This window comes from Citricoccus muralis (genome assembly GCF_029637705.1).
Lineage (GTDB): Bacteria > Actinomycetota > Actinomycetes > Actinomycetales > Micrococcaceae > CmP2.
In genome coordinates, this window is record NZ_CP121252.1 from 1,250,255 (window position 1) to 1,276,194 (window position 25,940).

Below are 25,940 nucleotides of genomic sequence, written 5' to 3' on the forward strand. Positions count from 1 at the left end.
CACCAAGAGAACCTCGCCCGGGCTGCCCGTTCGCCCGTGATCCCGGTCCTCGACAGTGGCTCTCGCAAGGTGGCGCCCGACCAGGGCGAACCACAGCGTGCGAGAGCTTCGATCGAAGACCGACCACGGCACCGCAGTCTCCCGGGCGACCACCCGAAAGGAGACCCATGGAGGGTCCAGAAATTAAGTTCGCTGAAGCCATCATCGACAACGGCCCCTACGGCCAGCGCACCGTGCGCTTCGAAACCGGTCGTCTGGCACAGCAGGCCGCCGGTGCGGCCATGGTCTACATCGACGAAGAGACCTCGATGCTCTCGGCCACCTCGGTGGGCAAGTCCCCGCGCGAAGGCTTCGACTTCTTCCCGCTGACCGTTGACGTCGAAGAGCGCATGTACGCCGCCGGCCGCATCCCCGGCTCGTTCTTCCGCCGCGAGGGTCGCCCGACCACCGACGCCGTGTTGACCTGCCGCCTGATCGACCGTCCGCTGCGCCCGGCCTTCGCCAAGGGCATCCGCAACGAGGTCCAGGTCGTCGTCACCGTCACCTCGATCGCCCCCGACGAGATCTACGACACCGTGGCTATCAACGCCGCTTCGATGTCCACCCAGCTCTCCGGCATGCCGTTCTCCGGCCCGGTCGGTGGCGTGCGCGTGGCGCTGATCGACAACGGTCAGGGCGAACGCCAGTGGGTTGCGTTCCCGAAGCACTCCCAGCTGGAGAACGCCGTGTTCAACATGGCCGTGGCCGGTCGTGTGGCCGGCGACGACATTGCCGTGATGATGGTCGAAGCTGAGGCCACTCCGAACGCCTGGTCGCTGGTCAAGGAACAGGGCGCCCAGGCTCCCACCGAGGAGATTGTCGCCGAGGGTCTGGAAGCGGCCAAGCCATTCATCAAGGCCCTGTGCGAGGCTCAGGCTGATCTGGCCAACCGCGTGAACAAGGCGCCGGTCGACGTGCCGTTCTTCCTCGACTACGAGGACGACGTCTTCGAGGCCGTTCAGGACTACGCCTCCGAGCGCCTGCGCGAGATCTTCTCCATCGCCGACAAGCAGGAGCGCGAAGCCGCCTCGGACGAGTACCACCAGGAGGTCGTGGAAGCACTGGCCGGCGAGGGCACTCAGTTCGAAGATCGTCGCAACGAGGTCGTCAAGGCTTACGGCTCCGTCACCAAGCAGGTCGTGCGCCAGCGCATCCTCACTGAGCAGGTGCGCATCGACGGCCGCGGTCTGACCGACATCCGCAAGCTGACCTCCGAGGTTGAGGTGCTGCCGCGCGTGCACGGCTCCGCCATCTTCGAACGGGGCGAGACCCAGATCATGGGTGTCACCACGCTGAACATGCTGAAGCTGGAGCAGCAGATCGACTCGCTCGCACCAGAGAAGACCAAGCGCTACATCCACCACTACAACTTCCCGCCCTACTCCGTGGGCGAAACCGGCCGCGTCGGTTCACCGAAGCGTCGCGAAATCGGCCACGGCGCCCTGGCAGAGCGCGCCATCGTGCCCGTGCTGCCCACTCGCGAGGAGTTCCCCTACGCCATCCGTCAGGTCTCCGAGGCACTGGGCTCCAACGGCTCGACCTCCATGGGCTCCGTCTGCGCTTCGACTCTGTCGCTGCTCAACGCCGGTGTGCCCCTGAAGGCACCGGTCGCCGGGATCGCCATGGGCCTGGTGTCTGACACCGTCGACGGCGAGACCCGCTACGCCGCCCTGACCGACATCCTGGGCGCCGAAGATGCCTTCGGCGACATGGACTTCAAGGTCGCCGGTACCTCGGAATTCGTCACCGCTATCCAGCTCGACACCAAGCTCGATGGCATCCCCGCCTCCGTGCTGGCCGCCGCGCTGACCCAGGCCCGCGAAGCCCGTCTGCACATCCTGTCCGTGATCACCTCCGTGATCGACGGCCCGGATGAGATGAGCCCGACCGCGCCCCGGATCATCTCCGTGAAGATCCCGGTCGACAAGATCGGTGAGGTCATCGGCCCCAAGGGCAAGATGATCAACCAGATCCAGGAAGACACGGGCGCCGACATCTCCATCGAGGACGACGGCACCGTGCTCATCGGCGCCACCGAGGGCTCCGCGGCCGAGGCCGCCCGCAGTGCGATCAACGCCATCGCCAATCCGCAGGTTCCCGAGGTCGGCGAGCGCTACCTCGGCACCGTGGTGAAGCTGACCAGCTTCGGCGCCTTCGTGTCGCTGACCCCGGGCAAGGATGGCCTGTTGCACATCTCCGAGCTGCGCAAGCTCAATGATGGCAAGCGCGTGGACGACGTCGAAGACGTCATCGGTGTGGGCCAGAAGCTGCAGATCGAGATCTCCAAGATCGACGACCGCGGCAAGCTCTCCCTGGTACCCGTCATCGTCGGTGAAGACATCGACGGCACCGAGGCCGAGGACAACGACGGCGACGACGCCTGATACAGATCCTGACCCCTTCAGGTGAGCCCAACCGCGGCCCCCGCCTCAGCCCTCACCGGCTGAAGCGGGGGCCGCGGTGTTTCCCGCGCCGAAACCACACCGATTCCCGCTGACCCCTCGCTCCTTGCCATAATGGGCACAATGACGACCAAGCAGATCCCCGTAGACTTTACCGGCACCGTTTTTGACGGCGGCAATGGAAACCTCGTGCGCCGCTCCGTGCTCCCCGGTGGCGTGCGCGTGCTCACCGAAGCGATGCCCACCCAACGCTCCGTCAGCATCGGCTTTTGGATCGCGGTGGGATCACGCGACGAATCCCCGGAAGGCTACGGGTCCACTCACTTCCTCGAACACCTCCTCTTCAAAGGCACCCCGCGCCGCAGCGCCATGGATATCGCCAGCGCCTTTGACCGGGTGGGCGGGGAAGCCAATGCGGCCACGGCCAAGGAATCCACCTGCTACCACGCTCGGGTGCTGGATGAGGACCTGCCGATGGCGATCGATGTCATCTCTGATATGGTCACCTCCGCTACCCTGGATCCGGAGGAGATGAACCTCGAACGCGGCGTGATCCTCGAAGAACTCGCCATGGACGCCGACGATCCGGGAAACCTTAGCCACGAGATCCTCGCCGAACGCCTGCTGCACGAGCACCCGCTGGGTCGTCCCATCGGCGGCACCGCAGACACCATCAACGCGGTCACCCGCGACCACGTCTATGACCACTACCGACACTGGTACCGCCCCGAGGAGCTCGTCGTCACCGCTGCCGGTGGTCTCGAGCATGACGACGTGGTCAGACTGGTCACCGCTGCACTCGATTCCGCCGGCTGGTTCGCCACCGCCACCTCTGATGCACCGGCCCCGAGACGCTCCACCCAAGCACAGGAACCGGGGCTGCTGCCCGGGACCATCACGGTGCACAAGCCCGTAGAACAGGCATCCGTCATCGTGGGCGGCCGCGGCTTCCACACCCTCGATGACGACCGCTTCGCCCTGTCCGTCATGAACACGGCCTTGGGTGGGGGAATGAGTTCCCGGCTCTTCCAAGAGGTGCGCGAACGGCGCGGACTGGCCTACGCCACCTACGCTTTTGCTGCTGGTTATTCGGACGCCGGCTACTTCGGGCTCTACGCCGGATGTCACCCGCGTAACACCGAAACCGTGGCCGAGGTGATGGTGGCCGAGCTGGACGCCATGGCGGCTCAGACGATCTCCGCCGACGAACTCGACCGCGCCCACGGCCAGATCTGCGGTTCCCTAGTGTTGGGGCTGGAAGATACCGGATCGCGCATGTCGCGACTGGGACGGGCCGAGTTGGTCACGGGGGAGTACACCGACCTCGACGGTGCCCTGGAACGCATCCGCGCCGTTGGCGCCGACGATGTCCAGCGGGTGGCTACCCGGTTGGCCAGCTCCGAGCGCGCCACAGTGGTGGTCGGGCCCGAGAACGGCCGCGAGCAACGGTAGGGTAGAGCCATGACCTCTCCGGCAGAAACCTCCTCCCTCCGTGTTGCCCTGGTCGGCGCGACCGGCAAGATGGGCCGCTACGCTGTCAACGCCGTGAACGGCGCCGATGATCTCGAGCTGGTCGCTACGCTGTCCTCGCGCGACAGTCTCGACGCCATCGGGGACTCCGGTGCCAGCCATGTGCTCGATCTGACCGTGCCGTCGGTCTCGCCCGAGGTGGTGCGTTATGCCGTGGATCACGGACTGCACGTCGTCGTCGGCACTTCCGGTTGGAGCGACGAACGCCGCGCCGTGCTGGAAGCTCAGCTGGCCGAGCATCCGGAGGTGGGGGTACTCATCGCGCCAAACTTCTCCATCGGATCGGTGCTGGCCAGCGAATTCGCCGCGAAGGCCGCACGCTATTTCGACTCCGTCGAAATCATCGAAATGCATCACCCCAACAAGGTGGACGCCCCCTCCGGCACGGCGGTGCGTACCGCCGGACTGATCGGTGCCGCCCGTGCCGCCGCTCAGCTCCCGGCCAGCCCGGATGCCACCGAACATGACCCGGACGGGTCCCGTGGGGCGCTGGTGGATGGGGTGCGCGTGCACGCCGTGCGCCTAGCCGGGCTCGAAGCCCACCAAGAGGTGTTGCTTGGTACCCCCGGACAACAACTGGTGCTCCGTCACGACGCCTTCGACCGTTCCGCTTATATGCCCGGCGTGTTGCTGGGGCTGCGCACCGTGGCCTCTCGCCCCGGGCTCACTTACGGCCTCGACGGCTACCTCGACCTGTCCTAAACTCTGCTGGCTAAGCACCTTCGAAGAAAGTCCTGATGCGCGCGAAAATCGGCACCATTCTGCTCTCCATGCTGCTCCTGCTCTTCGCCGTGCTGGCGCTGTGGTCGGCGATCGGCTTCATCCGCTCCGGATCGGTGATCGCCGCGGTCATCGGGGTGTCCGTCATCATCATCGTGGGCATCAGCATCTGGCTGATCACCCGCGAGATCCTCTTCGGCCTGCGTTCCGAACGCATGGCCCAGGTGCTGGAATCCGAAGGCGGGCTGCCCGAAGACACCCTGCCGCGCTCACCGGGTGGGCGCATCGACCGCGCCGAGGCTGACCGGCAGTTCGAGCTCTACCGCGCCGAGGCTGAAGCCGCCCCCGACGACTGGCGCAGCTGGTTCCGGCTCAGCCTCGCCTATGACGCCTCCGGCGACCGCCGTCGTGCCCGCAGTGCGATGCGGGAAGCGATTCGGCGTTTCCTCGCCGCCAGCTAGCGTCGCGCGGGAGACACGTCGCCCGAGGACAGTTCGTGCAGCACCCACTCGAGCGGACCGCGCCGACGCAGCAAGGCGAAGACCAGCCCGATCACCAGTGCGGAGACCAGATAGACGGCGGCCAGTCGTGGCTCCGACCATGTCTCGGTGGCGTCACTCAACAGATGCAGCGCCACCAGGTGTCCCACATACAGGGTCAGCGGTAGTGCACCGGCGCCGATCAGCGGTAACAGCGGCCAGCGCAGGACTCCGCGGGCCACCGTGGTGGCCAGCAGGCAGAGACCCACGATCGCTACCGCCGCCCCGGCGGAACGCACCAGATCCAAAGGCGCGCCCGAATGCGGTGTGGCCGCGGCGAACCAGGACGCCGCTCCCACCGTGTACTCGTCGATCATTCCGCTGCCGGTCTGCAGGGCAGCATCGAGTGCTTCAGGCTCCACACCGGTGCGCTCCATCACCTGATCACGTAGCGCCGTCGAACGGAACAACAGCGCCGACACCCACCAGCTGGCCAGGGCCGCCAGCCCGCCACCTGTGGTCAGCAAGGCCCCGGTGCGTAGCCGGTCCAGACGCAACCGCCCCAGCGCCAGCCCGAGTAACAGATACCCGGTCCACTGCAGCACCGGGTAGTAACCGGTGAACAGCAGATCCCACATCAACAAGCCCGGCTGGACGAGAAGATCCCCGAAATTCGGGGTATGCCACAACCGCCAGGTATCCACGTACTCGTTCACGCCCAGCTGCGCTTGCATGAACCGAGCCAACCCCGCCGCGACCAGCGGAGAGACCAGCAACCAGGCACTGGCCACCAGGGACAGCTGCCGGGTGCTCAGAGTAATGAACGTCGACGCCGCCAAAAACAAGAGGCCGTAGTGGCAAAGGATCACGGCGATGGAAGTATCCAGGTGCCCGCAGGCCAGCCCCAGAAGCACCAGAATCAGAGCGCGCATCCATATACTGCGGCGCGCCTGAGCCGGGGCGCGCGACGATGACCACAGCGACAGCGAGATTCCGGCCACCACCGCGAACAGGGCGGAGGCCGTCCCGGTGAACAGCCGACCCACCAGCGTAGGCTCCATGGTGATTCCATCCGCGCTCACTTGGGTCAAGGACATCAGGTGCACGCTGATCATCCCGAGCAGGGCCACCCCGCGCGCAGCATCGATGCCGGTGATCCGGGTGGGGGAGAAGATCGGGGTCGACCGCATCGTCGAAGGTCCTTCCGTCAGCACTCGGATCGGTGGCGTAGAGCACGTCCCGCGCGTCGTCGGGCCCAGGAAGTGCCACCGACCATTCTCGCAGGTAGGCTGGTGTTATGACTTCTGCGACTTCATTCCTCTTCGGCACGGTCGTGCCCGCCATGGTCACCCCCTTCAACGACGAAGGTCAGCTGGATACGGACAGCGCGCAGAAACTGGCCGAACACCTGGTGAACGAGGGTGCCGACGGCATCGTCGTCACCGGCACCACCGGTGAAATCTCCACGCTCACCGACGACGAGAACGTGCGCATGTTCTCCGCGGTGAAGGAAGCCGTAGGGGACCGTGCGACCATCATCGCGGGCACCGGTACTAACGACACCGCCCACTCGATCGAGCTCTCGCGCCGCGCTGAACAGGCCGGTGCCGACGGACTGTTGCTCGTCACCCCGTACTACAACAAGCCCAACCAGGCCGGCATTCGAGCGCACTTTGAAACCGTCGCCTCGGCCACCGACCTGCCGATGATGGTGTACGACATCCCCGGCCGCTCCGTGATGCCGATCCACTCCGAGACCATCATCGCCTTGGCCCAGCATCCCAACATCGTCGCCCTCAAGGACGCCAAGGCTGACTACCAGTCCACCACCCGGGTGCTGGCCGAGACCGACCTGCTGGTGTACTCCGGCGACGACGGCCTCACCCTGCCGCTGATGGCCGCCGGTGCCGTGGGCGTGGTCTCGGTGACCGCCCATGTGGCCACCGCCGGTTACCGCCGCCTGGTCGATGCCATGCACGCCCAAGACCTGAGCACCGCCCGCGCAGTGCACTTCGAACTGGACCCGATCCAGCGCGCCGTGATGAGCCACGTTCAAGGCGCCGTCGCAGCGAAAACCATTCTTCACTGGCAGGGCATCCTGCCGAACTCGGTGGTGCGGCTTCCGCTGACACAGGCCACCGAGGCCGAACAAGCCGTGATCCGCGCCGACCTCCAGGAGGGCGGCGTCACGGTGTGATCTCCTTCCGAAAGGACCACCCGCACCATGACCCTATCTAACACGCTCACCACGCCTCCGGCCCTGCGCGACGGCACCTGCCGCATCGTTCCGCTGGGCGGTATTGGCGAGGTGGGCCGCAACATGACCACCTTCGAGATCGACGGCAAGATCCTCATCGTCGACTGCGGGGTGCTCTTTCCCGAAGAGGCTCAGCCGGGCGTTGACCTGATCCTGCCCGATTTCGAGTACATTCGCGACCGTCTCGACGACGTCGTCGGTATCGTGCTCACCCATGGTCACGAGGACCACATCGGCGCCGTGCCGTACCTGTTGCGCATGAAGCAGGACATCCCGCTGATCGGCTCCACCCTCACCCTGGCCCTGATCGAGGCCAAGCTGGAGGAGCACCGGATCAAGCCGCTGACGCTGGCGGTCAAGGAAAACGACGTCGAGCGTTTCGGTCCGTTCGAATGCGAATTCGTGGCCGTCAACCACTCCATCCCCGACGCGCTGGCCGTGGCCATCCGCACCGAGGCCGGGACCATCCTGCACACCGGTGACTTCAAGATGGACCAGCTGCCCCTCGACGGACGCATCACCGATCTGCGCCACTTCGCCCGGCTGGGTGAAGAAGGCGTGGACCTGTTCATGACGGACTCGACGAACGCCGAAGTCCCCGGGTTCACCATGACGGAAAAGAACATCGGCACCACCCTGGAGACCTACTTCACCCGCGCCACCAAGCGGATCATCGTGGCCTCCTTCTCCTCGCACGTCCACCGTGTGCAGCAGGTGCTCGACGCCGCCGCCCTCAACGGGCGCAAAGTGGCCTTCGTTGGTCGCTCCATGGTGCGCAACATGTCGATCGCGGCCAAGCTCGGCTACCTCAACGTCCCCGAGGGCATCCTCGTGGACGTCAAGAAAATCGGAAACTACCGCGACGACGAAGTGGTGCTGATGTGCACCGGTTCCCAGGGCGAGCCCATGGCGGCCCTGTCGCGGATGGCCAACGGCGATCACCAGGTCCAGATCGAAACCGGCGACCTCGTGGTACTAGCCTCCTCGCTGATCCCCGGCAACGAAAACTCGGTGTACCGGGTGATCAACGGGCTGATGGGCCTGGGCGCCGAAGTCGTCCACAAGGGCAACGCCAACGTGCACGTCTCAGGCCACGCCTCCCAGGGCGAGCTGATGTACTGCTACAATATCGTTCGCCCCCGCAACGTGATGCCCGTGCACGGCGAAGTCCGTCACCTCATCGCCAACGGCCGCATTGCCGAAGCCACCGGGGTGCCCTCCGAGAACGTGCTGCTCACCGCCGACGGCACCGTGGTGGACCTGCGCGATGGCGTGGCCGAAATTGTGGGCGACGTCGAATGCGGCTATGTCTACGTTGACGGCTCCTCCATTGGTGCCATCACCGAATCCGATCTCAAGGACCGTCGGGTGCTGGGCGAGGAAGGCTTCATTTCCGTGATCACCGTGATCAACCGCCAGACCGGCAAGATCGTCTCCGGTCCCGACATCCACGCCCGCGGTGTGGCCGAGGACGACAAGGTGTTTGACTCGGTGAAACCCAAGATCATCAAGGCCCTGGAAGAAGCGGCAGCCTCCGGTAAACAGCACACCACCCACCAGCTGCAACAGGTGGTGCGCCGCGCCATCGGCTCCTGGGTTAACCGCAAGCTGCGCCGCCGCCCGATGATCGTGCCGGTGGTTCTGGAAGCCTGAACCGAACCATTGGAATAACGAAAATCCGTTGATGAGCCCCTGACTTTCAGGGGCTCATCTTCTTACGGTGGACCTGTCTCTGTCGCACTTCGAGAAAGGAACACGATGTTTACACGTACGCGTGAGGAAGCCCAGACCGTGGAATGGGGCGGAGGTACCTCCGATCGTCTCCTGGTGGATGCTGACCAAATGGGCTTCGCCGTCGCCCACACCGTGGTGCGAGCCGGTAGCTCCTCCAAGCTGCAGTACCGCAACCACCTCGAAGCCTGCTATTGCATCGGTGGCTCCGGGTCCGTGGTGGAGAAGGACGGCACGGTCCACGACATCACCCCCGGCACCATCTACGTGCTCAACGAACACGATCCACACGAACTACGTGGTGGCGAAACCGAGGACATGATCCTGGTGTCCATCTTCAATCCCGCCATCACCGGCGAAGAAAAGCACGAGCTCACTGAGGACGGCTATTCCAGCTACTAAAGTCTCTCGACGAGGCGACTTCGTCACCGGAAAAGGGCTCGGAACCGCACGATTCCGAGCCCGGTTCTGTGTTGAATCAACGAAAAATGGCGGATTCACGGTATTCTTTCGGGTATGGCGACCCGAACTTCCCCCACTCGCTCGCCGTCTTCGACGCGTTCGACCTCGGCCAAGTCCCGCAGCGGCACGGCCAAAAAAGGCTCGACGACGACGAAGGCGAAGCAACAGGAGGCCTTCGAATCCTCCGAACCCACCATGGCCTGGCCCCTGCGCGCCCTGCGCGGGACCTGGATCGGTTTGGTGACCCCCATCGGTGCCACTGTGCGCAAACTCGGCCCCGACGCGAAAGTCGCACCCGAGGATCGCCGCGACGGCACCGGCTTCGTGCTACTCGTGTTGGCCATCCTCATCGCCACCGTTGAATGGTGGGGACTGCGCGAAACGCCCGGCTACGGCGAAATCGTCCACGGCATCGCCGCCGGAACCTTCGGCTGGATGGCCCTGATCGTCCCCGTGTTGATGGTCATGGTGGCAGTGCGCTGCTTCCGCACCCCGCAGGAGCACCGCGCCAACGGCCGTATTATTATCGGCTTGCTCATTATTACCGCGGCCGGCTCCGGCCTGGCTCAGCTCACGCACGGAAACCCACCTGTCGCCGGTGACCTCTCCGGCATGCTCGCCTCGGGCGGAGTGCTCGGTTACTTGGTCACCGACCCGTTGGTCGCGCTGATCACTCCTGGGCCGGTCTGGGTCATCATGAGTGTGCTCCTTTTCTTTGGTCTGCTCGTGCTCACCGCCACGCCCGTGGGCCGCATCCCCGAGCGACTCGCCGGCCTCTATGCCTGGCTCACCGGTCAGCAACCCCACGCCGAGCGCTCCATCCACGCCGATACTGCCCCGGAAGCCGAAGGCTCTGACCACGACCAGTCCTACCTCTACGGCGACGACGAGGCCGCAACCAATACCGGGCGCAAAACCAAGAAGAAGTCGGCCTCGGGCAGCGGCAAGAAGCGGTGGAAGCTCTTCGGTTCCGATGAACCCGACACGGCAGACGGTGAGGCCGAAGACTCCGCGAGCGCCGAGGAAGCGTACGCCACCCCGGTGATCCACGACCGTGATGAGGCCCGCACTGACGTGGTCGATGTGGACGGCATCTTCGATAGCGAAGCGCCCCCTGAGAATGTGCCCGCTCGGACGAAAACAGAGCCCACCGTTCCCGCCGGGGTCAAGCGTCCCACCGCCGCCGATCGTGCACTGCAGCAGGCCCGCGCCCAGGCCGGCGTGGGGGAGAACGCTACCCACGACGCAGCCGACGCCGACGCCATGGACGATCCGAACGCCACCGTCCCACTCAGCACCGTCGCCCCGGTGGCTTCCAACCCGGTGGCCCAAGTCAGCCCCGACCTGCCGCCGCTGCCCACCCGTTCCGAACAACTCCACCTCGACGGCGACGTCACCTACACGCTGCCGAAGATGGACCTGCTCCCGCTGGGCCCGCCCGCCAAGGAGCGATCCGAAGCCAACGATCGCGTCGTCGCAGCCCTCACAGAGACCCTGCACCAGTTCAAGGTCGACGCCGACGTCACCGGATTCTCCCGTGGACCGACGGTCACCCGCTACGAGATCTCGGTCGCCCCGGGCACCAAGGTCGAGAAGGTCACCAACCTGGAGAAGAACATCTCCTACGCCGTGGCCTCCACTGATGTGCGCATTCTCAGTCCCATCCCGGGCAAGTCCGCTATTGGTGTCGAGATCCCAAATACCGACAAAGAAGTGGTCGCGCTCGGTGACGTGTTGCGTTCTCCCGCCGCGCGCAAGACCGACCACCCCATGGTGATGGGCGTGGGTAAGGACGTCGAGGGCGGCTTCGTCATGGCCAACCTGGCCAAGATGCCGCACATGCTCGTCGCCGGTGCCACTGGTGCCGGTAAGTCCTCGTTCGTGAACTCCATGATCACCTCCATCCTGATGCGGGCCACTCCTGATGAGGTGCGGATGATCATGGTCGACCCCAAGCGCGTGGAACTCACCGCCTACGAAGGCGTGCCCCACCTGGTCACCCCGATCATCACCAGTCCCAAGAAGGCGGCCGAAGCGCTGCAGTGGGTGGTGAAGGAGATGGACACCCGCTACGACGACCTCGCAGCTTTCGGGTACAAACACGTCGACGACTTCAACAAGGCCATCCGCGCCGGCAAGGTCACCCTGCCGCCGGACTCCAAACGCCAGCTGAAGCCCTACCCGTACCTGCTCGTGATCGTCGATGAGCTTGCCGATCTGATGATGGTCGCCCCGCGCGACGTCGAAGACGCCATCGTGCGTATCACCCAGTTGGCGCGTGCCGCCGGCATCCACTTGGTGCTGGCCACCCAGCGCCCCTCGGTGGACGTGGTCACCGGTCTCATCAAGGCCAACGTACCCTCGCGTATGGCCTTTGCGACCTCCTCGGTCACCGACTCGCGCGTGGTTCTCGACCAGCCCGGCGCCGAGAAGCTGCTCGGCCAGGGCGACGCACTGTTCCTGCCGATGGGCAAGTCCAAGCCGATGCGTGTTCAGGGTGCCTGGGTCAATGAGTCCGAGGTCCAGGCGATCGTCGAGCATGTGAAGACGCAGATGAGCGCCCAGTACCGTGAGGACGTCGTCCCCGAGAAGGCCGAGAAGGTCATCGACGAGGACATCGGCGATGACCTGGAGGTGCTACTGCAGGCAGTGGAACTCGTGGTCACCTCGCAGTTCGGCTCCACCTCGATGCTCCAGCGCAAGCTCCGGGTGGGCTTCGCCAAGGCCGGGCGCCTGATGGACCTGATGGAATCCCGCGGCGTGGTCGGACCCTCTGAAGGCTCCAAGGCCCGCGACGTGCTCGTTCAGCCGGATGACCTCGGCGAGGTGCTGGCCACCATCCGTGGCGACAAGCCGGCAGGCGGTGCGCCGGCCAGCGCTGCCGCCGCTGAGCCCTCGATACCCGGAGCGACCGGTGCCGCACTGAGCGCGAGCGAACAGCGTATGGTCGCCGATTCTGTGCCCTCAGACTCACCAGCCGACGACGCGGACGCCACCGACGATCAGGCCACCCGTGACTGGGGCCAGGATCTGGTAGGCCAGCACTACGATCAATACACGCAAGTCGTGGACTACCACGATGACGACGAGGGAGAGTCAGAAGACGCATGGCAGCTGACGGGTCGTTAGATCGAGCGCGGGGCTATCATCCCCTTTGGAACCTGCCCAATGTGCTGACCATGGTGCGGATCCTCATGGTTCCGCTGCTGGTATGGCTGCTCGTGCTGGGTGGAACCTTCGGCGAGGAGTCTCTGCTCTACCGCTGGCTCGCTTTCGTGGTGTTTGCCGCCGCCATGTACACGGACAAGCTCGACGGCGACATCGCTCGCAAGAGGGGGCTGGTGACCTCCTTCGGTAAGATCGCCGACCCGATCGCCGATAAGCTCCTCACCGGTGCGGCCTGGATCGTGCTCTCCCTCTTGGGCGAGATCTGGTGGTGGATCACCATCGTCATCCTGGTGCGCGAATGGGGTATCACCCTGATGCGCTTCATCGTGCTGCGCTACGGGGTCATGCCCGCCTCCGCCGGCGGAAAACTCAAGACCGTGCTCCAGACCGCGGGCATCGGATTGTTGCTGATGCCGTTGGCCCCGCTGGTGGGATCCTGGTGGCCCTGGGTGGGCTGGAGCATCATCATCCTGGCGCTCATTGTCACCGTCGCCACCGGCATCGACTACATCGTCAAAGCGATTCAACTACGTAAGACTTCTCTGCTGAACTCGACCGAAGATGGGACCCGTGACGACCGCAGCTGACGTCGTCGAGCTGTTGAGCGCTCACAGTCTCACGCTCGCCACCGCCGAATCGCTGACCGCCGGCGCCGTTGCAGCCCGCGTCGCTGATATCAGTGGAGCCTCCCGGGTGTTGCGCGGGGGAGTGATCGCCTACCAGAACGACATCAAAGCCGACGTACTCGGTGTGAACACCGCCCGGTTGGACTCCCACGGTGCCGTGGACGAACAGGTCAGTTTGCAGATGGCCGACGGCGCTCGACGCCGCCTCGGCGCGAACCTTGGTGTGGCCACCACGGGCGTGGCCGGCCCGCAACCGCACCAAGGCCAACCGGTCGGCACCGTCTGGATCGCGGTGGCAACGGATGAGGTCCAACGCGCCACCTTGTTCCGTTTCGAAGGCGACCGCGAAACTATCCGGCAGGCCAGTGTGGATGCCGCACTGCGATTAATCGTCGACGTCGTGCACGGCCCCTCGGGCATAGGCGAATGAGTTCTGCGCCACTAGGATAGTGAGAAACGTCCAGAGTTGCTGGACATTAGCTGTGAATCGGGCGCAGTCCTCGCCCTGAGGGAACAAAGAACCCGAGAGGTGCGTTGTGAACAGCAACGGATCTCGTCCAGTAGTGGACGGAATCCCTTCAGCCCATACATCGTCCCCGCACAGGAGAAGACAGTAGACATGATGAGAGAACCGGTGACCATCAATGGCGTGACCCGTTGGTTGGCAGCCGGAGAATCCGAACCCAGCCCGTCCCACGCTAAGGAGCATGCCATGCCTGTACTACGCCAGGAGATCGGAGATGTGCTCCGCGACGTGCGCCAGCGTCAAGGACGAACCTTGCGGGAAGTTTCCCACAAGGCCCGTGTCTCCCTCGGGTACCTTTCCGAAGTGGAGCGCGGCCAGAAGGAAGCCTCATCCGAATTGCTTGCCGCAATCTGCGAAGCACTGAGCATCCCGCAGTCAACCATGTTGCGCGAAGTCGCCGACCGCATGGCTATGGAGGAGGCGCTGCATTTGCCAGACGTCCCCGACACAGTGCCGGCTGAGATGACGCACCGCTACGCGCAGCTTGCGAAGGAACTGCCCGACGATTTCGGTCAGCTGGCTGGTAGCCACTGATCCTCCTCGATCCAGCGAAGGCCGCAACCGGGACCTCCGGTTGCGGCCTTCGCTGTTGAGATCGATACCCTTGAGGGGTGAAGATGAAACGCTCGGCCTTCTGGACGCTGATGAACGACGAATTCGGTGAAGCCAACGCAGAAGTCATCGCTAGCTCCCTGGTCCTGCCGACCCTGCACGAGACCGCGCAAGACGCACTGGCTCGTGGTGTCGACCCGCGCGAAGTGTGGGCCGCCGTCTGCGATCTGCATCAGATTCCAGCAGCACGTCGCTGGGGTCGAGACATCGCACCGCGCGATACTCCGGGTTGGTCCTAGCTCCTATCTCAGAACAGAGATACGACACGCGCGTCGAAATGCTAGAAGAGGTGTTCGAGTTCAGTAAACTCCTACACAGAGCATGAAATACAACGAATCCAAGGTCGTTATCCACGAGACCGGTGCTGGCTGCCTAACGTGTCCGTCGCGGTCCGTAGACTCGACTTATTCGTGCAGTTCACTGACTGACCGTCCGTAGCGTCGGCCCCAACCAAGGAGAAGAGATGGCAGCAGCCACTGATCGTGAGAAGGCTCTAGAAGCCGCTCTCGCCCAGATCGACAAGAACTACGGCAAGGGCTCCGTGATGCGCCTGGGCGACGACGCTCGCGCGCCGATCGAGACCATCTCCTCGGGCTCTGTCGCCATGGACATTGCACTGGGAATTGGCGGGTTCCCCCGCGGGCGCGTCGTGGAGATCTACGGCCCGGAATCCTCGGGTAAGACCACCGTGGCGCTGCATGCTGTCGCTAACGCTCAGCGGAACGGTGGAATTGCGGCGTTCATCGACGCCGAGCACGCACTCGACCCCGAATACGCCAAGAAGCTGGGCGTCGACACGGATGCGCTACTGGTCTCCCAGCCGGACACCGGTGAGCAGGCACTGGAAATCATGGACATGCTCGTTGGCTCAGGCGCACTCGACATCATCGTCATCGACTCGGTGGCCGCGCTGGTTCCCCGCGCGGAAATCGAAGGCGAGATGGGTGATAGTCACGTGGGTCTGCAGGCGCGACTGATGTCTCAGGCGTTGCGTAAGATTACCGGCCGCCTGTCGCAGACTAAGACGACCGCGATCTTCATCAACCAGCTCCGCGAAAAGATCGGTGTATTCTTCGGTTCCCCCGAGACGACCACGGGTGGTAAGGCCTTGAAATTCTACGCTTCGGTGCGTGTTGACGTTCGGCGCATCGAAACGCTGAAAGAAGCCGGTAACCCGGTCGGTAACCGTACACGCGCCAAGATCGTCAAGAACAAGATGGCTCCGCCATTCAAGCAAGCAGAGTTCGACATCCTGTACGGCGAGGGCATCTCCCGCGAGGGTGGGCTGATCGACATGGGTGTCGAGCACGGTATTGTGCGCAAGTCCGGCGCATGGTTCACCTACGACGGTGACCAACTGGGCCAGGGTAAAGAGAACGCGCGTAAGTTCCTCAAAGACAATCCCGATCTCGCGGTGGAGATAGAGGATCGTATCAAGCAGAAGCTGGGTATCGGGGTCACCGAGGCAGATGCTGACGGGGAGCCGGTTCTCAAAGCCGTCCCGGGTGACGCAAAGAAATGACCGCGCGAGGACCTGAGGAACCTCTTCTGGAGACGGCGGTCGGCGACGCCGAGCCTGACCCGGAAGAGGTCGCCAGGTCCATTCTGCTTCGGCAGCTCACCGCGGCTCCGAAATCCCGCCAACAGCTGGCGGAAAAGTTAGCTGCAAAAAACGTCCCAGAACAGGTCGCTACTGCTGTGCTCGACAGGTTCGAAGACGTGAACCTCATCAATGATGAGGAGTTCGCCCGCATGTGGGTGCGTTCTCGGCATCAGGGCAAGGGCCTGGCACGTGGCGCCCTGCGGCGCGAGCTACGGGCCAAAGGAATCGACGGTGATGAAGCGGAACAGGCTCTGGACACCGTGAGCGATGAAGACGAGCGCGAAGCGGCCGAAAGACTTATCGAGAAGAAGCTTCGGACTCAACGCATTCCGACCGGGTCCGGACCTGAGGAGCGAGCCGAACGGGACAAGATTGTTCGACGTCTCGTCTCGATGCTGGCCCGTAAGGGATACTCTCCGGGGTTGGGATTCGACGTTGTCAAAGAGCTGATGACTGTCCAGATCGAGAATGATGAGGGCCTAGAATAGTGGGGTGACCACTCTCCAGGACTCGATACAGCCCCTCCGTTCCTACGAAGTCCGGACGTTTGGATGTCAGATGAACGTCCACGATTCCGAACGCATTTCTGGGCTGCTCGAAGACTCCGGCTATGTCGCGGCCGCGGTGAACCAAGAACCGGACCTGGTGGTGTTCAACACCTGCGCGGTGCGCGAAAACGCTGACAATCGGTTGTATGGAAACCTGGGCAACCTCCGTCAGGTGAAAGAAAAGCACCCCGGCATGCAGATCGCGGTAGGTGGCTGCCTAGCCCAGAAGGATCAAGACGTTATCGTCGAAAAGGCACCCTGGGTGGACGTGGTCTTCGGTACCCACAACATTGGGTCTCTTCCGGTACTGCTGGAGCGGTCACGCCACAATGAGCGGTCCGAAGTCGAGCTACTGGAGTCTCTTGAAGTCTTCCCCTCGACTCTGCCAACCAAGCGGGATTCAACTTATTCTGGTTGGGTCTCCATTTCTGTTGGTTGCAACAACACCTGCACGTTCTGCATCGTTCCCTCGTTGCGTGGTAAGGAAAAAGACCGCCGCCCCGGTGAGATTCTGGCAGAGGTCCAGGCTCTGGTCGACGCCGGCGCAGTCGAGGTGACGTTACTCGGGCAGAACGTCAACACCTACGGCGTAGAATTCGGCGATCGCGGTGCGTTCGCCAAACTACTGCGTGCGTGCGGCGACATCGAAGGGCTGGAGCGGGTGCGTTTCACCAGCCCGCACCCTGCCTCATTCACCGATGATGTTATTGATGCGATGGCGGAAACGCCGAATGTGATGCCCCAGCTGCACATGCCCTTGCAATCCGGGTCGGACACGATCTTAAAGTCGATGCGTCGGTCCTACCGCTCCAAGAAGTTCCTTGGCATCTTGGACAAAGTACGTGAGCGGATTCCTCACGCTGCTGTAACCACCGACATCATCGTGGGATTCCCCGGGGAGACCGAAGAAGATTTTGCTGAGACGCTGCGCGTGGTTGAAGCATCTCGATTCTCCTCCGCATTCACCTTCCAATACTCGATCCGCCCGGGCACTCCCGCCGCCACCATGGACCACCAAGTTCCGAAGGATGTGGTGCAAGAGCGTTTCGAACGCCTCACCGCGCTACAGGACCGTATTAGTGCTGAAGAAAGCGCGACTCGTGTCGGAGTCGAGCAGGAAATCCTGGTCACTAATACTCCCGGTACCAAGAGTGAGGAAACCGGCCGCCTTTCGGGACGAGCCCCAGACAATCGACTGGTGCACTTCTCCGTGCCCGCAGGAGAGCAGCAGCCGCGCCCTGGGGACTTCGTGACCGTACCGGTCACCGCTTCCCACCCTTACCACCTGATTGCCGATCCGGAGCCGGGGCAGTACCAACTGCGCCGTTCACGGGCCGGGGATGCCTGGGACCGTACGCAGGCAGAAAGCTGTGGAACTCCCACGCCGGCTGGTGATAGTTCTGCACCCGGGGTGAACTTGGGGATGCCCACCCTGCGAGTGGGAGGCTGAGATCGACTCCGCCGATGCGGGAAGTGCCCGGAAGCCTATCGTCGTCCTGGTGGGCGCCACCGCTTCCGGGAAGACCCGGCTGAGTCTGGACCTGGCTGAGCAGCTTCACGGAGAGGTCGTCAACGCGGACTCGATGCAGTTCTACCGGGGCCTGGACATTGGGACAGCCAAAGCCACGCAGGTCGAACGCGACTCCGTGCCGCATCACCTCATTGATGTTCTGAACCTGGATGAGGTGGCTTCCGTCGCTCAGTTTCAAACCTGGGCTCGTGACTGCTTCGGACAACTGAGAGCGCGGGAGCGAACACCCATTCTGACCGGGGGATCCGGTCTCTACGTGCGTGCCGCGATTGATCGGATCAGATTCCCGCCGACGGACCCCACGGTGCGTTCCCAGCTTGAGCAACGGCTCGAATTCGAGGGTAGCGACACTATTCGCGCCGAATTGGCGCGCGTCGATCCTGAGTCTGCGCAGCGAATCAACGACGACCGCCGATTGATTCGGGCGCTCGAGGTGTACCTCGTGACGGGTGAACCTTTCACTTCCTTTATGCCCCAGCGGACCTATGCTGAGGAGATTCCACCGGTCGTGCAGATCGGCTTGAGTATCGACCGAGACACTTTGTACGAACGCATTGGCGCACGGGTGAACACCATGATGGAGGCCGGCTTCCTCGACGAGGTTCGTGCTCTCAGCGCTCATGGTCTCAACACGGCACCCACGGCATCACGGGCTATCGGTTATCCGCAGATGCAACGTGTACTTAGCGGTGAACTGACCGTCGAAGAAGGTGTGGAGGAGACGATTGTCGCGACTCGACGTTTCGCCAAACGCCAACTGACGTGGTTCCGTGCCGATCCCCGCGTACACTGGATCGACTATAACGATCCTCGGCTAGTGAACAAGGCCCTACAATTGATTGCGGGTCGGTAGACTAAACCCATGTCGCATCCCCTAGCAGAGCCCGAATCGGACCACTTAGCCCCGTCGCTGCGCCAGCTGAACGGTGTGTCCTTCACGAAAGGACATGGCACCGGGAATGACTTTGTTCTATTGCTCGATTCCGGTGGCGATCTGGAACTGACGCCAGCACATGTCAGCGCTCTGTGCGATCGCCACCTGGGCATCGGTGCCGATGGTTTGATTCGAGCCGTGCCCTCCAGCGAACTGCCCGAGGGACGGGAACTTCTCGGCGCTGCTCCCGAAGCGGTCTGGTTTATGGACTACCGCAACGGCGACGGTTCGATCGCCGAAATGTGCGGTAATGGCGTGCGCGTATTCGTGCATTTTCTCGCAGAAACCGGGACGATCGATCTTCCCGTCGGCGGCCAAGTTGTGATCGGCACTCGGGCGGGAGTGCGCACGGTACACCGAACCGAGACCGGGTACTCCATCTCGATGGGTCCGTGGTCCTTCATCGATCCCGAGATGGCGCTCGAAAGTGCCTCAGACTCGCTGGTCAGGGCTTCCGGCTTGCCCGAGCCACGGCCAGCTCTGAGTATCTCGATGGGCAACCCACACACGGTGGTGGCTCTTTCCCCGCAAGAGGATCTCGACCAGGTCAATCTGCACGAGAAGCCTCAAGTCGATCCAGTTCCGCCGAATGGTACCAACGTTGAATTCGTCGTGCCTCAGGAGCCGTTGGTCTCCGACGGTATCGGTCATGTGCGCATGCGCGTTCACGAACGCGGAGTTGGCGAAACGATGTCCTGCGGCACCGGCGCATGTGCTGCTGCAGCGGCAGTGCGTGTCTGGGCCGGTGCGGAAGGCGCGGACTCGTGGCTGGTAGACGTCCCAGGTGGGACGGTTCAAGTCGATTTCGTGCGCAATGAAGACGGCGCTGAAGACGTCATTCTCTCCGGGCCCGCGGAGCTAGTTTACAGCGGTACGGTGAACTGAACCCAGTACCTCAGCTCAGGCGCGCGGGTGGCGAATCACCCGGAGGATGCGGAAGCCTTTGATGGTATCCGCACGCTCTACGGTGAAACGACTCTCCAGAATATGAGCTTGATCGTTGAGCATGGTCTGGATCCATGGCATCAGCGAGTCTGCCCCGAGATTCTTCTGCACCACCAGCCAAGCTTCGCCGTGGTCGTTGAGCCTCGGTAGCCACAGCTCCAAGAGCTCGTGCAGTGCCTTCTTGCCAATGCGGATCGGTGGGTTCGACCAGATCAGATCGTAAGAGCGAAGCGGGTCCACATCCTCGGGGGAGGAAACGTCGATATTGGGTACTCCCAGGGCTTCTGCGTTGTCGCGACACAGCTGTGCGGCGCGCTCGTTGACCTCCACGGCAGTGACATGAGCGTTCGGGCTCATCATGCCCAGGGTCAGTGCCAGTGGCCCCCATCCACAGCCAATATCCAAGAATTCGCCTTGTTCGGGTGGTGCCGGAACCGCGGACAGCAACGCAGCTGTTCCCTTGTCCACACCCTCCGGTGAAAAGATGCCGTTGGCCGTGAGAACTTCAACGCTACGCTCGGCCATTGTCACAGTGATGGTACGACGTCGTTCCTGGTCAGAGGGGGAGCGGAAGTAATGCCCAGAAGTTTCATTCACCCGACCATCGTAGGACAAGACCTCAACATCATGGTCATGCCCATTGAATTCACAGCGATTTTTATAACAAAACGATAACGGGCCATTCTGCCGCGGGAACTAGCCAATCTCGACTCAATTTGCCCGAAATTTCGATTTGCATCGTCTCGCGCTTTCGAGTTTGCTGGCAGGCGTTGGTCAATGCGCTTTGACGCATGCGGCTCCTACGTCTTCGGACGATTCGGCCGAGAAAACCAACGTATGGGTCCCGGCACCTGCAGTGCCGTCCGCCGAGGGCTCCGAATGAACAGTCTCAATACGGATTGTTGGACGGCGACGCGTTGACGGCTTCGGGAAGCCTGAGCGTTCAGGTGACAGGATCTTAGGTTTCATGCAGAAGAACAACAAGGTACTGAAGAACGTCATGGGTGGATTGGCCACTTTGGGTCTGGCCGGGGCCGGATTCATGGCTGTGGCGCCGGCAGCCTCCGCAGATACGGCGTCCGACTGGGATCGCCTGGCCGAGTGCGAGTCCGGCGGCGACTGGTCCATCAATACCGGCAACGGCTACTACGGCGGTCTCCAGTTCAGCCAGCAGTCATGGGAAGCCGTGGGTGGCTCCGGACTGCCGTCGGATGCGTCCAAGGAAGAACAGATTCAGCGAGCAGAGCAGCTGCGGCAGATGCAGGGCTGGGGAGCATGGCCTTCTTGCTCGGCACAGCTGGGCCTCTCCGGCGAGCCCTCGGGTACGCCGGCAGCGGCTGAAGCCATCGAGCAGCAGGCTCCGACACAGCAGGAAGCTCAGGTGGAAACCTCGCAGTCCTCGGGCCAGGAAGCTGCTGAGCAGTCAGCTCCGGTGGAGGAATCGGCACCGGCTCAGAAGCACGCACCGGCACAGGCAGACGTTGCCGCATCCGGGGAGATCTACACGGTGCAGTCCGGTGACACCATCAGCAAGATCGCCGACGCTTGGGGCATCTCCGACTGGAACGACCTGTACCAGGTGAACGCCGATGTCGTTGCTGATCCTGCACTGATCTACGTCGGCCAGGAATTGCAAATCCCTGCCTCCTGATAACACAGCCATGATCAGCGCGACCCAAGCCTGAATGGCACATGGTGCGACTTGGGGGCCCATCCTGGTGGATGGGCCCCCCAAGTTGTGTACAGAGTGGGTGCTATACTAGTGGGCATGTGGATTACTTACCTTTGAGCCCGATTTCATTCGAGGAGCTCCGGCGTATCTAAGCGCCGTTATTCATGCCCAACTTGATTCAGAGCGTCAGGTAGATCCACATCCCACGCGCATTCGGCGCAATGTAAAAGTCTTTGATTCTTGGCTCGGTTCGTTGCCAGGAGATTCGGCGGGGAAGAACTGTGTTCGGGACAAGGACCGAACCCGGCGGTGAAATCTCGACGACCTGAGTCTTTCCAGACCACCAGGGAGGATTCATGCCCCGGACACCGCACCCAGAAACCGACTATTCTTTAACGACCCACTTCTCCAAGGAGACCATGACCCATTCCTCAGCGTCAGGTGAGCAGCCTGACAACAATGATCAGCGGCGCGACGACGAAGCCAAGAGCCTCATCGACAGGATTCTCGCCTCGGATGCTGCCCACGCAACCGCGAGCCCATCGGTATCTGGCGACTCACTGATTAGTGCCCAAAAATCCCGAGCCCTGGCTCTCGACGCCGGCGAAAGTAGGCACACCGAAGACGACGGCGACCAGCTCGATCTCGCAGCACGCCACGCTCTGCGCCGCGTGGAGGGACTCTCCACCGAGTTGGAAGACATGTCCGAGGTCGAATACCGGAAGGTTCGACTCGAACGCGTTGTGTTAGCCGGATTGTGGACCGAAGGCACCGCTGATGATGCCGAGAACTCACTGCATGAGCTTGCGGCACTGGCCGAGACCGCGGGTTCAACGGTGCTGGATGGAGTTATCCAGCGACGACACTCGCCCGACCCTGCCACCTACCTTGGCAAAGGCAAAGCTCAGGAACTGGCCGACGTTGTCAGCGATACCGGCGCAGACACTGTGGTGGTTGATGCTGAGTTGGCGCCTTCTCAGCGACGAGCCTTGGAAGATGTGGTGCGGGTCAAAGTGATTGACCGTACCGCGTTGATTCTCGATATTTTCGCCCAGCACGCCCAATCACGCGAGGGCAAGGCACAGGTTGAGCTTGCACAGCTGGAGTACTTGCTTCCGCGGCTGCGTGGTTGGGGTGACTCGATGTCGCGCCAGGCCGGTGGCCGTGCGGCAGCCGGTGAAGGTATCGGTTCACGCGGTCCTGGCGAGACGAAGATCGAACTCGATCGACGTCGCATCCGTAACCGGATGGCGAAGCTGCGGCGCGAAATCGCCGCTATGGCGCCTGCGAGGGAAACCAAGCGAGCCAATCGCCGACGCAACAAGGTGCCATCGGTCGCCATCGCGGGATATACGAACGCCGGTAAATCATCTCTGCTCAATCGGCTCACCCGTGCCGGAGTGCTGGTGGAGAACGCATTGTTCGCCACCCTCGATCCGACGGTGCGCAAAGCGGTAACACCGGATGGTCTCGGCTATACCCTGTCCGATACGGTCGGCTTCGTTCGTAACCTTCCAACTCAGCTGGTGGAGGCTTTCCGTTCCACGCTGGAAGAAGTGGGCGAGGCCGACGTGATCCTCCACGTTGTGGACGTTTCTCATCCAGACCCGGAATCGCAGATTGCTGCCGTTCACGAGGTTCTCAATGAGATCGACGCACGTCGAATTCCAGAGATCATAGTCCTCAACAAGGCTGATGCCGCGGACCCGATGACCATTGCGCGGGTGCGCCGGGCCCACCGTGACACCGTGTTGGTCTCGGCACACACAGGGGAAGGGATCGAGGATCTCGAAGCCATGATTGCGGACACGATTCCGCGTCCCACCTTGGAGCTGGATCTCTTGATTCCGTTCACTGATGGCGACGTGGTCTCGAGGCTGCACGGTTCCGACGTCGAGATCTTGTCTGAGCAATACCAGCCCGAGGGGACTCGTTTGACCGTGTTGGTACGCGAAGAAGACAAGGAAGAATTCGCGCAGTATGTCGTCTAGCACCACCGTGTCTTCTGACTCTGAGCAGCCCGTCGCAACGCTGAGCCCAGCAGAGCGGCGGGCTGCCGCCTGGCTGGAACAAGCTATTGAACGGACCGGGGGACAACGTCGAGAAGGCCAACGACAAATGGCCTTGGAAGTTGCGCGCTCTCTCGACACCGGAAAGCACCTGCTCGTGCAAGCCGGAACCGGAACCGGGAAGTCCTTGGCCTACCTGGTTCCGGCTCTGTCCCATGCGGTAGAAGCAGATCTGCCGGTCGTGGTTGCCACGGCGACGTTGGCACTGCAATCTCAGATCATTCGTCGAGATGCTCCACGTCTTCTTGAGGCGCTGAAAGAGGAACTCCCACGGCCCATGGACATCGCCCTCCTCAAGGGGCGGGCAAATTACGTATGCCTGCATAAGCTGAACGGTGGATTCCCTGCCGACGAGCCGGAACCAACGCTTCTTGACGGAGCCGATCACGCACCGGCAGCGCCCCGTACCGACCTCGGAAAGCAACTCGTGCGCCTGCGCGAGTGGGCGGAAGATACAGAGACAGGGGATCGGGACGACCTAGACCCTGGGGTTGACGATAACGCCTGGCGGCAGGTGTCCGTGTCTGCGGTGGAATGTATCGGCGCTCAGCGTTGTCCCTTCGCTGAAGAATGCTTCTCGGAACGAGCCCGTCAACACGCCGGCGAAGCAGACGTGGTAGTCACGAATCATGCCATGCTCGCCATTGCCGCTTTCGAAGGGTTGCAAGTTCTTCCCGAATTCGAAGCTGTAATCGTAGACGAGGCCCATGAATTGGCGGATCGTGTTACGAACGCAGTGACGGGTCAGATTTCCTCTGCATCTGTCCGCGCGGCCGTGACCGCCGGCCGTCGACAAGCGTCAGTCGTGCTCGAGGACCTCGGTGCTGCGGCAGATGCTTTGGAAGCTGCCTTCATCTCCGCACCATCGGGTTGGATGCCAATGGGACCCAACGAGGTTCAGACACAAGCTCTCGAGTCAGTGCGAGCAGCCGCTCGTGAGGGGTTGAGCCAGCTCAAGACCACGGGGAAAGAATCCACAGATGCCTCGTCGACGAGCGATGACTCCTCGGGCCGCCATGTCGTCCGCACCAAGCTACAAGAGGTACTTGAGACAGCCGAACGTGTTCTGGATGCCGGCCAAAACGGAAACAACCGTCAGGTCGCATGGGTGTCCCGCCCTGGACGATTTGAGCCTGGCGTGGGGTGGATCGCCGGCGACGAGAATACGTCTCCTACCGTCTACGTGGCTCCTCTGTCGGTGTCCGGAAGGCTGCGTGAGAACCTTCTGCAAGACACGACGACGATTCTTACGTCGGCAACGTTGACGGTCGGGGACTCATTCGGGCCCATCGCTGGAGATCTAGGATTCTCGGGGTCCGGTGGACCGGAATGGACGGGCATTGACGTGGGTAGCCCCTTCGAATACGCCAAGCAAGGCATTCTCTACGTGGCTGAGAAACTGCCTAAACCAAGTCGCCTCACCTCGCCGACGACGTACGACGAACTAGAGGCGTTGTTGCGAGCTTCTCAGGGTGGAGCATTGTGTCTCTTCTCTTCGCGCCGGGCGGCCGAGGACGCGGCTCATGAGTTGCGTCGGCGGTTGGGGCCAAATCCACAGATTCTCTGCCAGGGCGACTCCACGCTGTCCGCATTGATCAAACAATTCGCGGAAGAGGAAGATACCTGCCTTTTCGGCACGATGTCCCTCTGGCAAGGCGTGGACGTCCCCGGACGCTCCTGCCGTCTGGTGGTGGTGGACAGACTGCCGTTCCCACGTCCTGATGACCCACTGTCCGAGGCTCGTACACGAGACGTTGCGCAGCGCGGGGGCAACGGTTTCATCCAAGTCTCAGCGACTCATGCTGCGGTCCGACTCGCTCAGGGCGTGGGTCGACTCATCCGGTCGGCTAATGACCGAGGTGTCGTGGCGATCCTTGACTCGCGGCTTCATCATGCCCGCTATGGAAAGTATATCCGGTCAGCCCTGCCGGACTTTTGGTACACGACGGAACAGGACACTGTGCTCGGCGCCCTCGGTCGCCTCGCGAAGGTCTAAATACGGTGAGCGATCATGACGCAACAGGGGCCCAACGACGAAAACGTCGTTGGGCCCCTGTCGTTTTATCGGCGGGCTATATCGCCGATA

The 25,940-nt window shown here is 62.7% G+C and carries 22 protein-coding genes; 20 read left to right on the top strand and 2 right to left on the bottom strand.

Annotated features, from left to right (window positions below; translation table 11 throughout):
- The first annotated feature begins 167 nt into the window (after positions 1-167).
- From P8192_RS05745 to P8192_RS05760, 4 genes are all read left to right on the top strand, one after another.
- A complete protein-coding gene (locus P8192_RS05745; protein WP_278159241.1) occupies positions 168-2,423 on the top strand; it encodes a polyribonucleotide nucleotidyltransferase in 2,256 nt (751 codons plus the stop codon).
- Between the two features lie 141 nt (positions 2,424-2,564).
- Positions 2,565-3,893, top strand: a complete 1,329-nt coding sequence (locus P8192_RS05750) for a M16 family metallopeptidase (RefSeq protein WP_270105689.1) — start codon at positions 2,565-2,567, stop codon at positions 3,891-3,893.
- Between the two features lie 9 nt (positions 3,894-3,902).
- Positions 3,903-4,673, top strand: a complete 771-nt coding sequence (gene dapB, locus P8192_RS05755; RefSeq protein WP_270105688.1) for a 4-hydroxy-tetrahydrodipicolinate reductase — start codon at positions 3,903-3,905, stop codon at positions 4,671-4,673.
- Positions 4,674-4,708: 35 nt separating this feature from the next.
- Complete coding sequence (locus P8192_RS05760; RefSeq protein WP_278159244.1) at positions 4,709-5,152, top strand: hypothetical protein; 444 nt, start codon at positions 4,709-4,711, stop codon at positions 5,150-5,152.
- Here P8192_RS05760 and P8192_RS05765 read toward each other — a convergent pair.
- Positions 5,149-6,360, bottom strand: a complete 1,212-nt coding sequence (locus P8192_RS05765; protein WP_278159245.1) for a heparan-alpha-glucosaminide N-acetyltransferase domain-containing protein — start codon at positions 6,358-6,360, stop codon at positions 5,149-5,151. The genes P8192_RS05760 and P8192_RS05765 overlap by 4 nt on opposite strands.
- 107 nt (positions 6,361-6,467) lie before the next feature.
- On the opposite strand from P8192_RS05765, the gene dapA reads away from it, so the two are divergent.
- From dapA to dapF, 13 genes are all read left to right on the top strand, one after another.
- On the top strand, positions 6,468-7,367 hold the full coding sequence (gene dapA, locus P8192_RS05770) for a 4-hydroxy-tetrahydrodipicolinate synthase (RefSeq protein ID WP_278159246.1): 900 nt from the start codon (positions 6,468-6,470) through the stop codon (positions 7,365-7,367).
- Positions 7,368-7,394: 27 nt separating this feature from the next.
- The gene (locus tag P8192_RS05775; RefSeq protein ID WP_278159247.1) at positions 7,395-9,080 is read left to right on the top strand and encodes a ribonuclease J; all 1,686 of its coding nucleotides are present in this window, start codon (positions 7,395-7,397) and stop codon (positions 9,078-9,080) included.
- A gap of 105 nt (positions 9,081-9,185) precedes the next feature.
- Complete coding sequence (locus P8192_RS05780) at positions 9,186-9,560, top strand: ectoine synthase (RefSeq protein ID WP_270105680.1); 375 nt, start codon at positions 9,186-9,188, stop codon at positions 9,558-9,560.
- Between the two features lie 114 nt (positions 9,561-9,674).
- The gene (locus tag P8192_RS05785; RefSeq protein WP_278159248.1) at positions 9,675-12,749 is read left to right on the top strand and encodes a DNA translocase FtsK; all 3,075 of its coding nucleotides are present in this window, start codon (positions 9,675-9,677) and stop codon (positions 12,747-12,749) included.
- The gene (gene pgsA, locus P8192_RS05790) at positions 12,728-13,375 is read left to right on the top strand and encodes a CDP-diacylglycerol--glycerol-3-phosphate 3-phosphatidyltransferase (protein WP_278159249.1); all 648 of its coding nucleotides are present in this window, start codon (positions 12,728-12,730) and stop codon (positions 13,373-13,375) included. Before P8192_RS05785 ends, pgsA begins: the two co-directional genes overlap by 22 nt.
- Positions 13,350-13,844 (top strand): CinA family protein, encoded by a 495-nt coding sequence (locus tag P8192_RS05795; RefSeq protein ID WP_431521148.1) that lies wholly within the window; start codon positions 13,350-13,352, stop codon positions 13,842-13,844. Before pgsA ends, P8192_RS05795 begins: the two co-directional genes overlap by 26 nt.
- 189 nt (positions 13,845-14,033) lie before the next feature.
- The gene (locus P8192_RS05800) at positions 14,034-14,474 is read left to right on the top strand and encodes a helix-turn-helix domain-containing protein (RefSeq protein WP_278159250.1); all 441 of its coding nucleotides are present in this window, start codon (positions 14,034-14,036) and stop codon (positions 14,472-14,474) included.
- An 83-nt stretch (positions 14,475-14,557) separates the two neighbouring features.
- A complete protein-coding gene (locus tag P8192_RS05805; protein ID WP_278159251.1) occupies positions 14,558-14,791 on the top strand; it encodes a DUF3046 domain-containing protein in 234 nt (77 codons plus the stop codon).
- Positions 14,792-15,015: 224 nt separating this feature from the next.
- Positions 15,016-16,074, top strand: coding sequence for a recombinase RecA (gene recA / locus P8192_RS05810; protein WP_270105673.1), 1,059 nt, complete (start codon positions 15,016-15,018; stop codon positions 16,072-16,074).
- Positions 16,071-16,643 carry a regulatory protein RecX gene (locus P8192_RS05815; RefSeq protein WP_270105672.1) on the top strand — a complete coding sequence of 191 codons (573 nt, stop codon included), beginning with the start codon at positions 16,071-16,073 and terminating at the stop codon, positions 16,641-16,643. Before recA ends, P8192_RS05815 begins: the two co-directional genes overlap by 4 nt.
- A 4-nt stretch (positions 16,644-16,647) precedes the next feature.
- A complete protein-coding gene (gene miaB, locus P8192_RS05820; protein WP_278159252.1) occupies positions 16,648-18,153 on the top strand; it encodes a tRNA (N6-isopentenyl adenosine(37)-C2)-methylthiotransferase MiaB in 1,506 nt (501 codons plus the stop codon).
- 49 nt (positions 18,154-18,202) lie between these two features.
- Positions 18,203-19,087, top strand: coding sequence for a tRNA (adenosine(37)-N6)-dimethylallyltransferase MiaA (gene miaA / locus P8192_RS05825; RefSeq protein WP_278159253.1), 885 nt, complete (start codon positions 18,203-18,205; stop codon positions 19,085-19,087).
- Positions 19,088-19,096: 9 nt separating this feature from the next.
- Complete coding sequence (gene dapF / locus P8192_RS05830; protein WP_278159254.1) at positions 19,097-20,053, top strand: diaminopimelate epimerase; 957 nt, start codon at positions 19,097-19,099, stop codon at positions 20,051-20,053.
- Between the two features lie 15 nt (positions 20,054-20,068).
- On the opposite strand, the gene P8192_RS05835 is transcribed toward dapF, so the two are convergent.
- On the bottom strand, positions 20,069-20,710 hold the full coding sequence (locus tag P8192_RS05835) for a class I SAM-dependent methyltransferase (RefSeq protein ID WP_278159255.1): 642 nt from the start codon (positions 20,708-20,710) through the stop codon (positions 20,069-20,071).
- Between the two features lie 370 nt (positions 20,711-21,080).
- Here P8192_RS05835 and P8192_RS05840 point away from each other — a divergent pair, with 370 nt between their 5' ends.
- From P8192_RS05840 to P8192_RS05850, 3 genes are all read left to right on the top strand, one after another.
- Entirely contained in the window at positions 21,081-21,764 is a 684-nt protein-coding gene (locus tag P8192_RS05840) for a transglycosylase family protein (RefSeq protein WP_278159276.1), read from the top strand.
- Between the two features lie 440 nt (positions 21,765-22,204).
- On the top strand, positions 22,205-23,776 hold the full coding sequence (gene hflX / locus P8192_RS05845; protein WP_278159278.1) for a GTPase HflX: 1,572 nt from the start codon (positions 22,205-22,207) through the stop codon (positions 23,774-23,776).
- Positions 23,766-25,850, top strand: a complete 2,085-nt coding sequence (locus P8192_RS05850; RefSeq protein ID WP_278159280.1) for an ATP-dependent DNA helicase — start codon at positions 23,766-23,768, stop codon at positions 25,848-25,850. Before hflX ends, P8192_RS05850 begins: the two co-directional genes overlap by 11 nt.
- Positions 25,851-25,940: the final 90 nt, after the last annotated feature.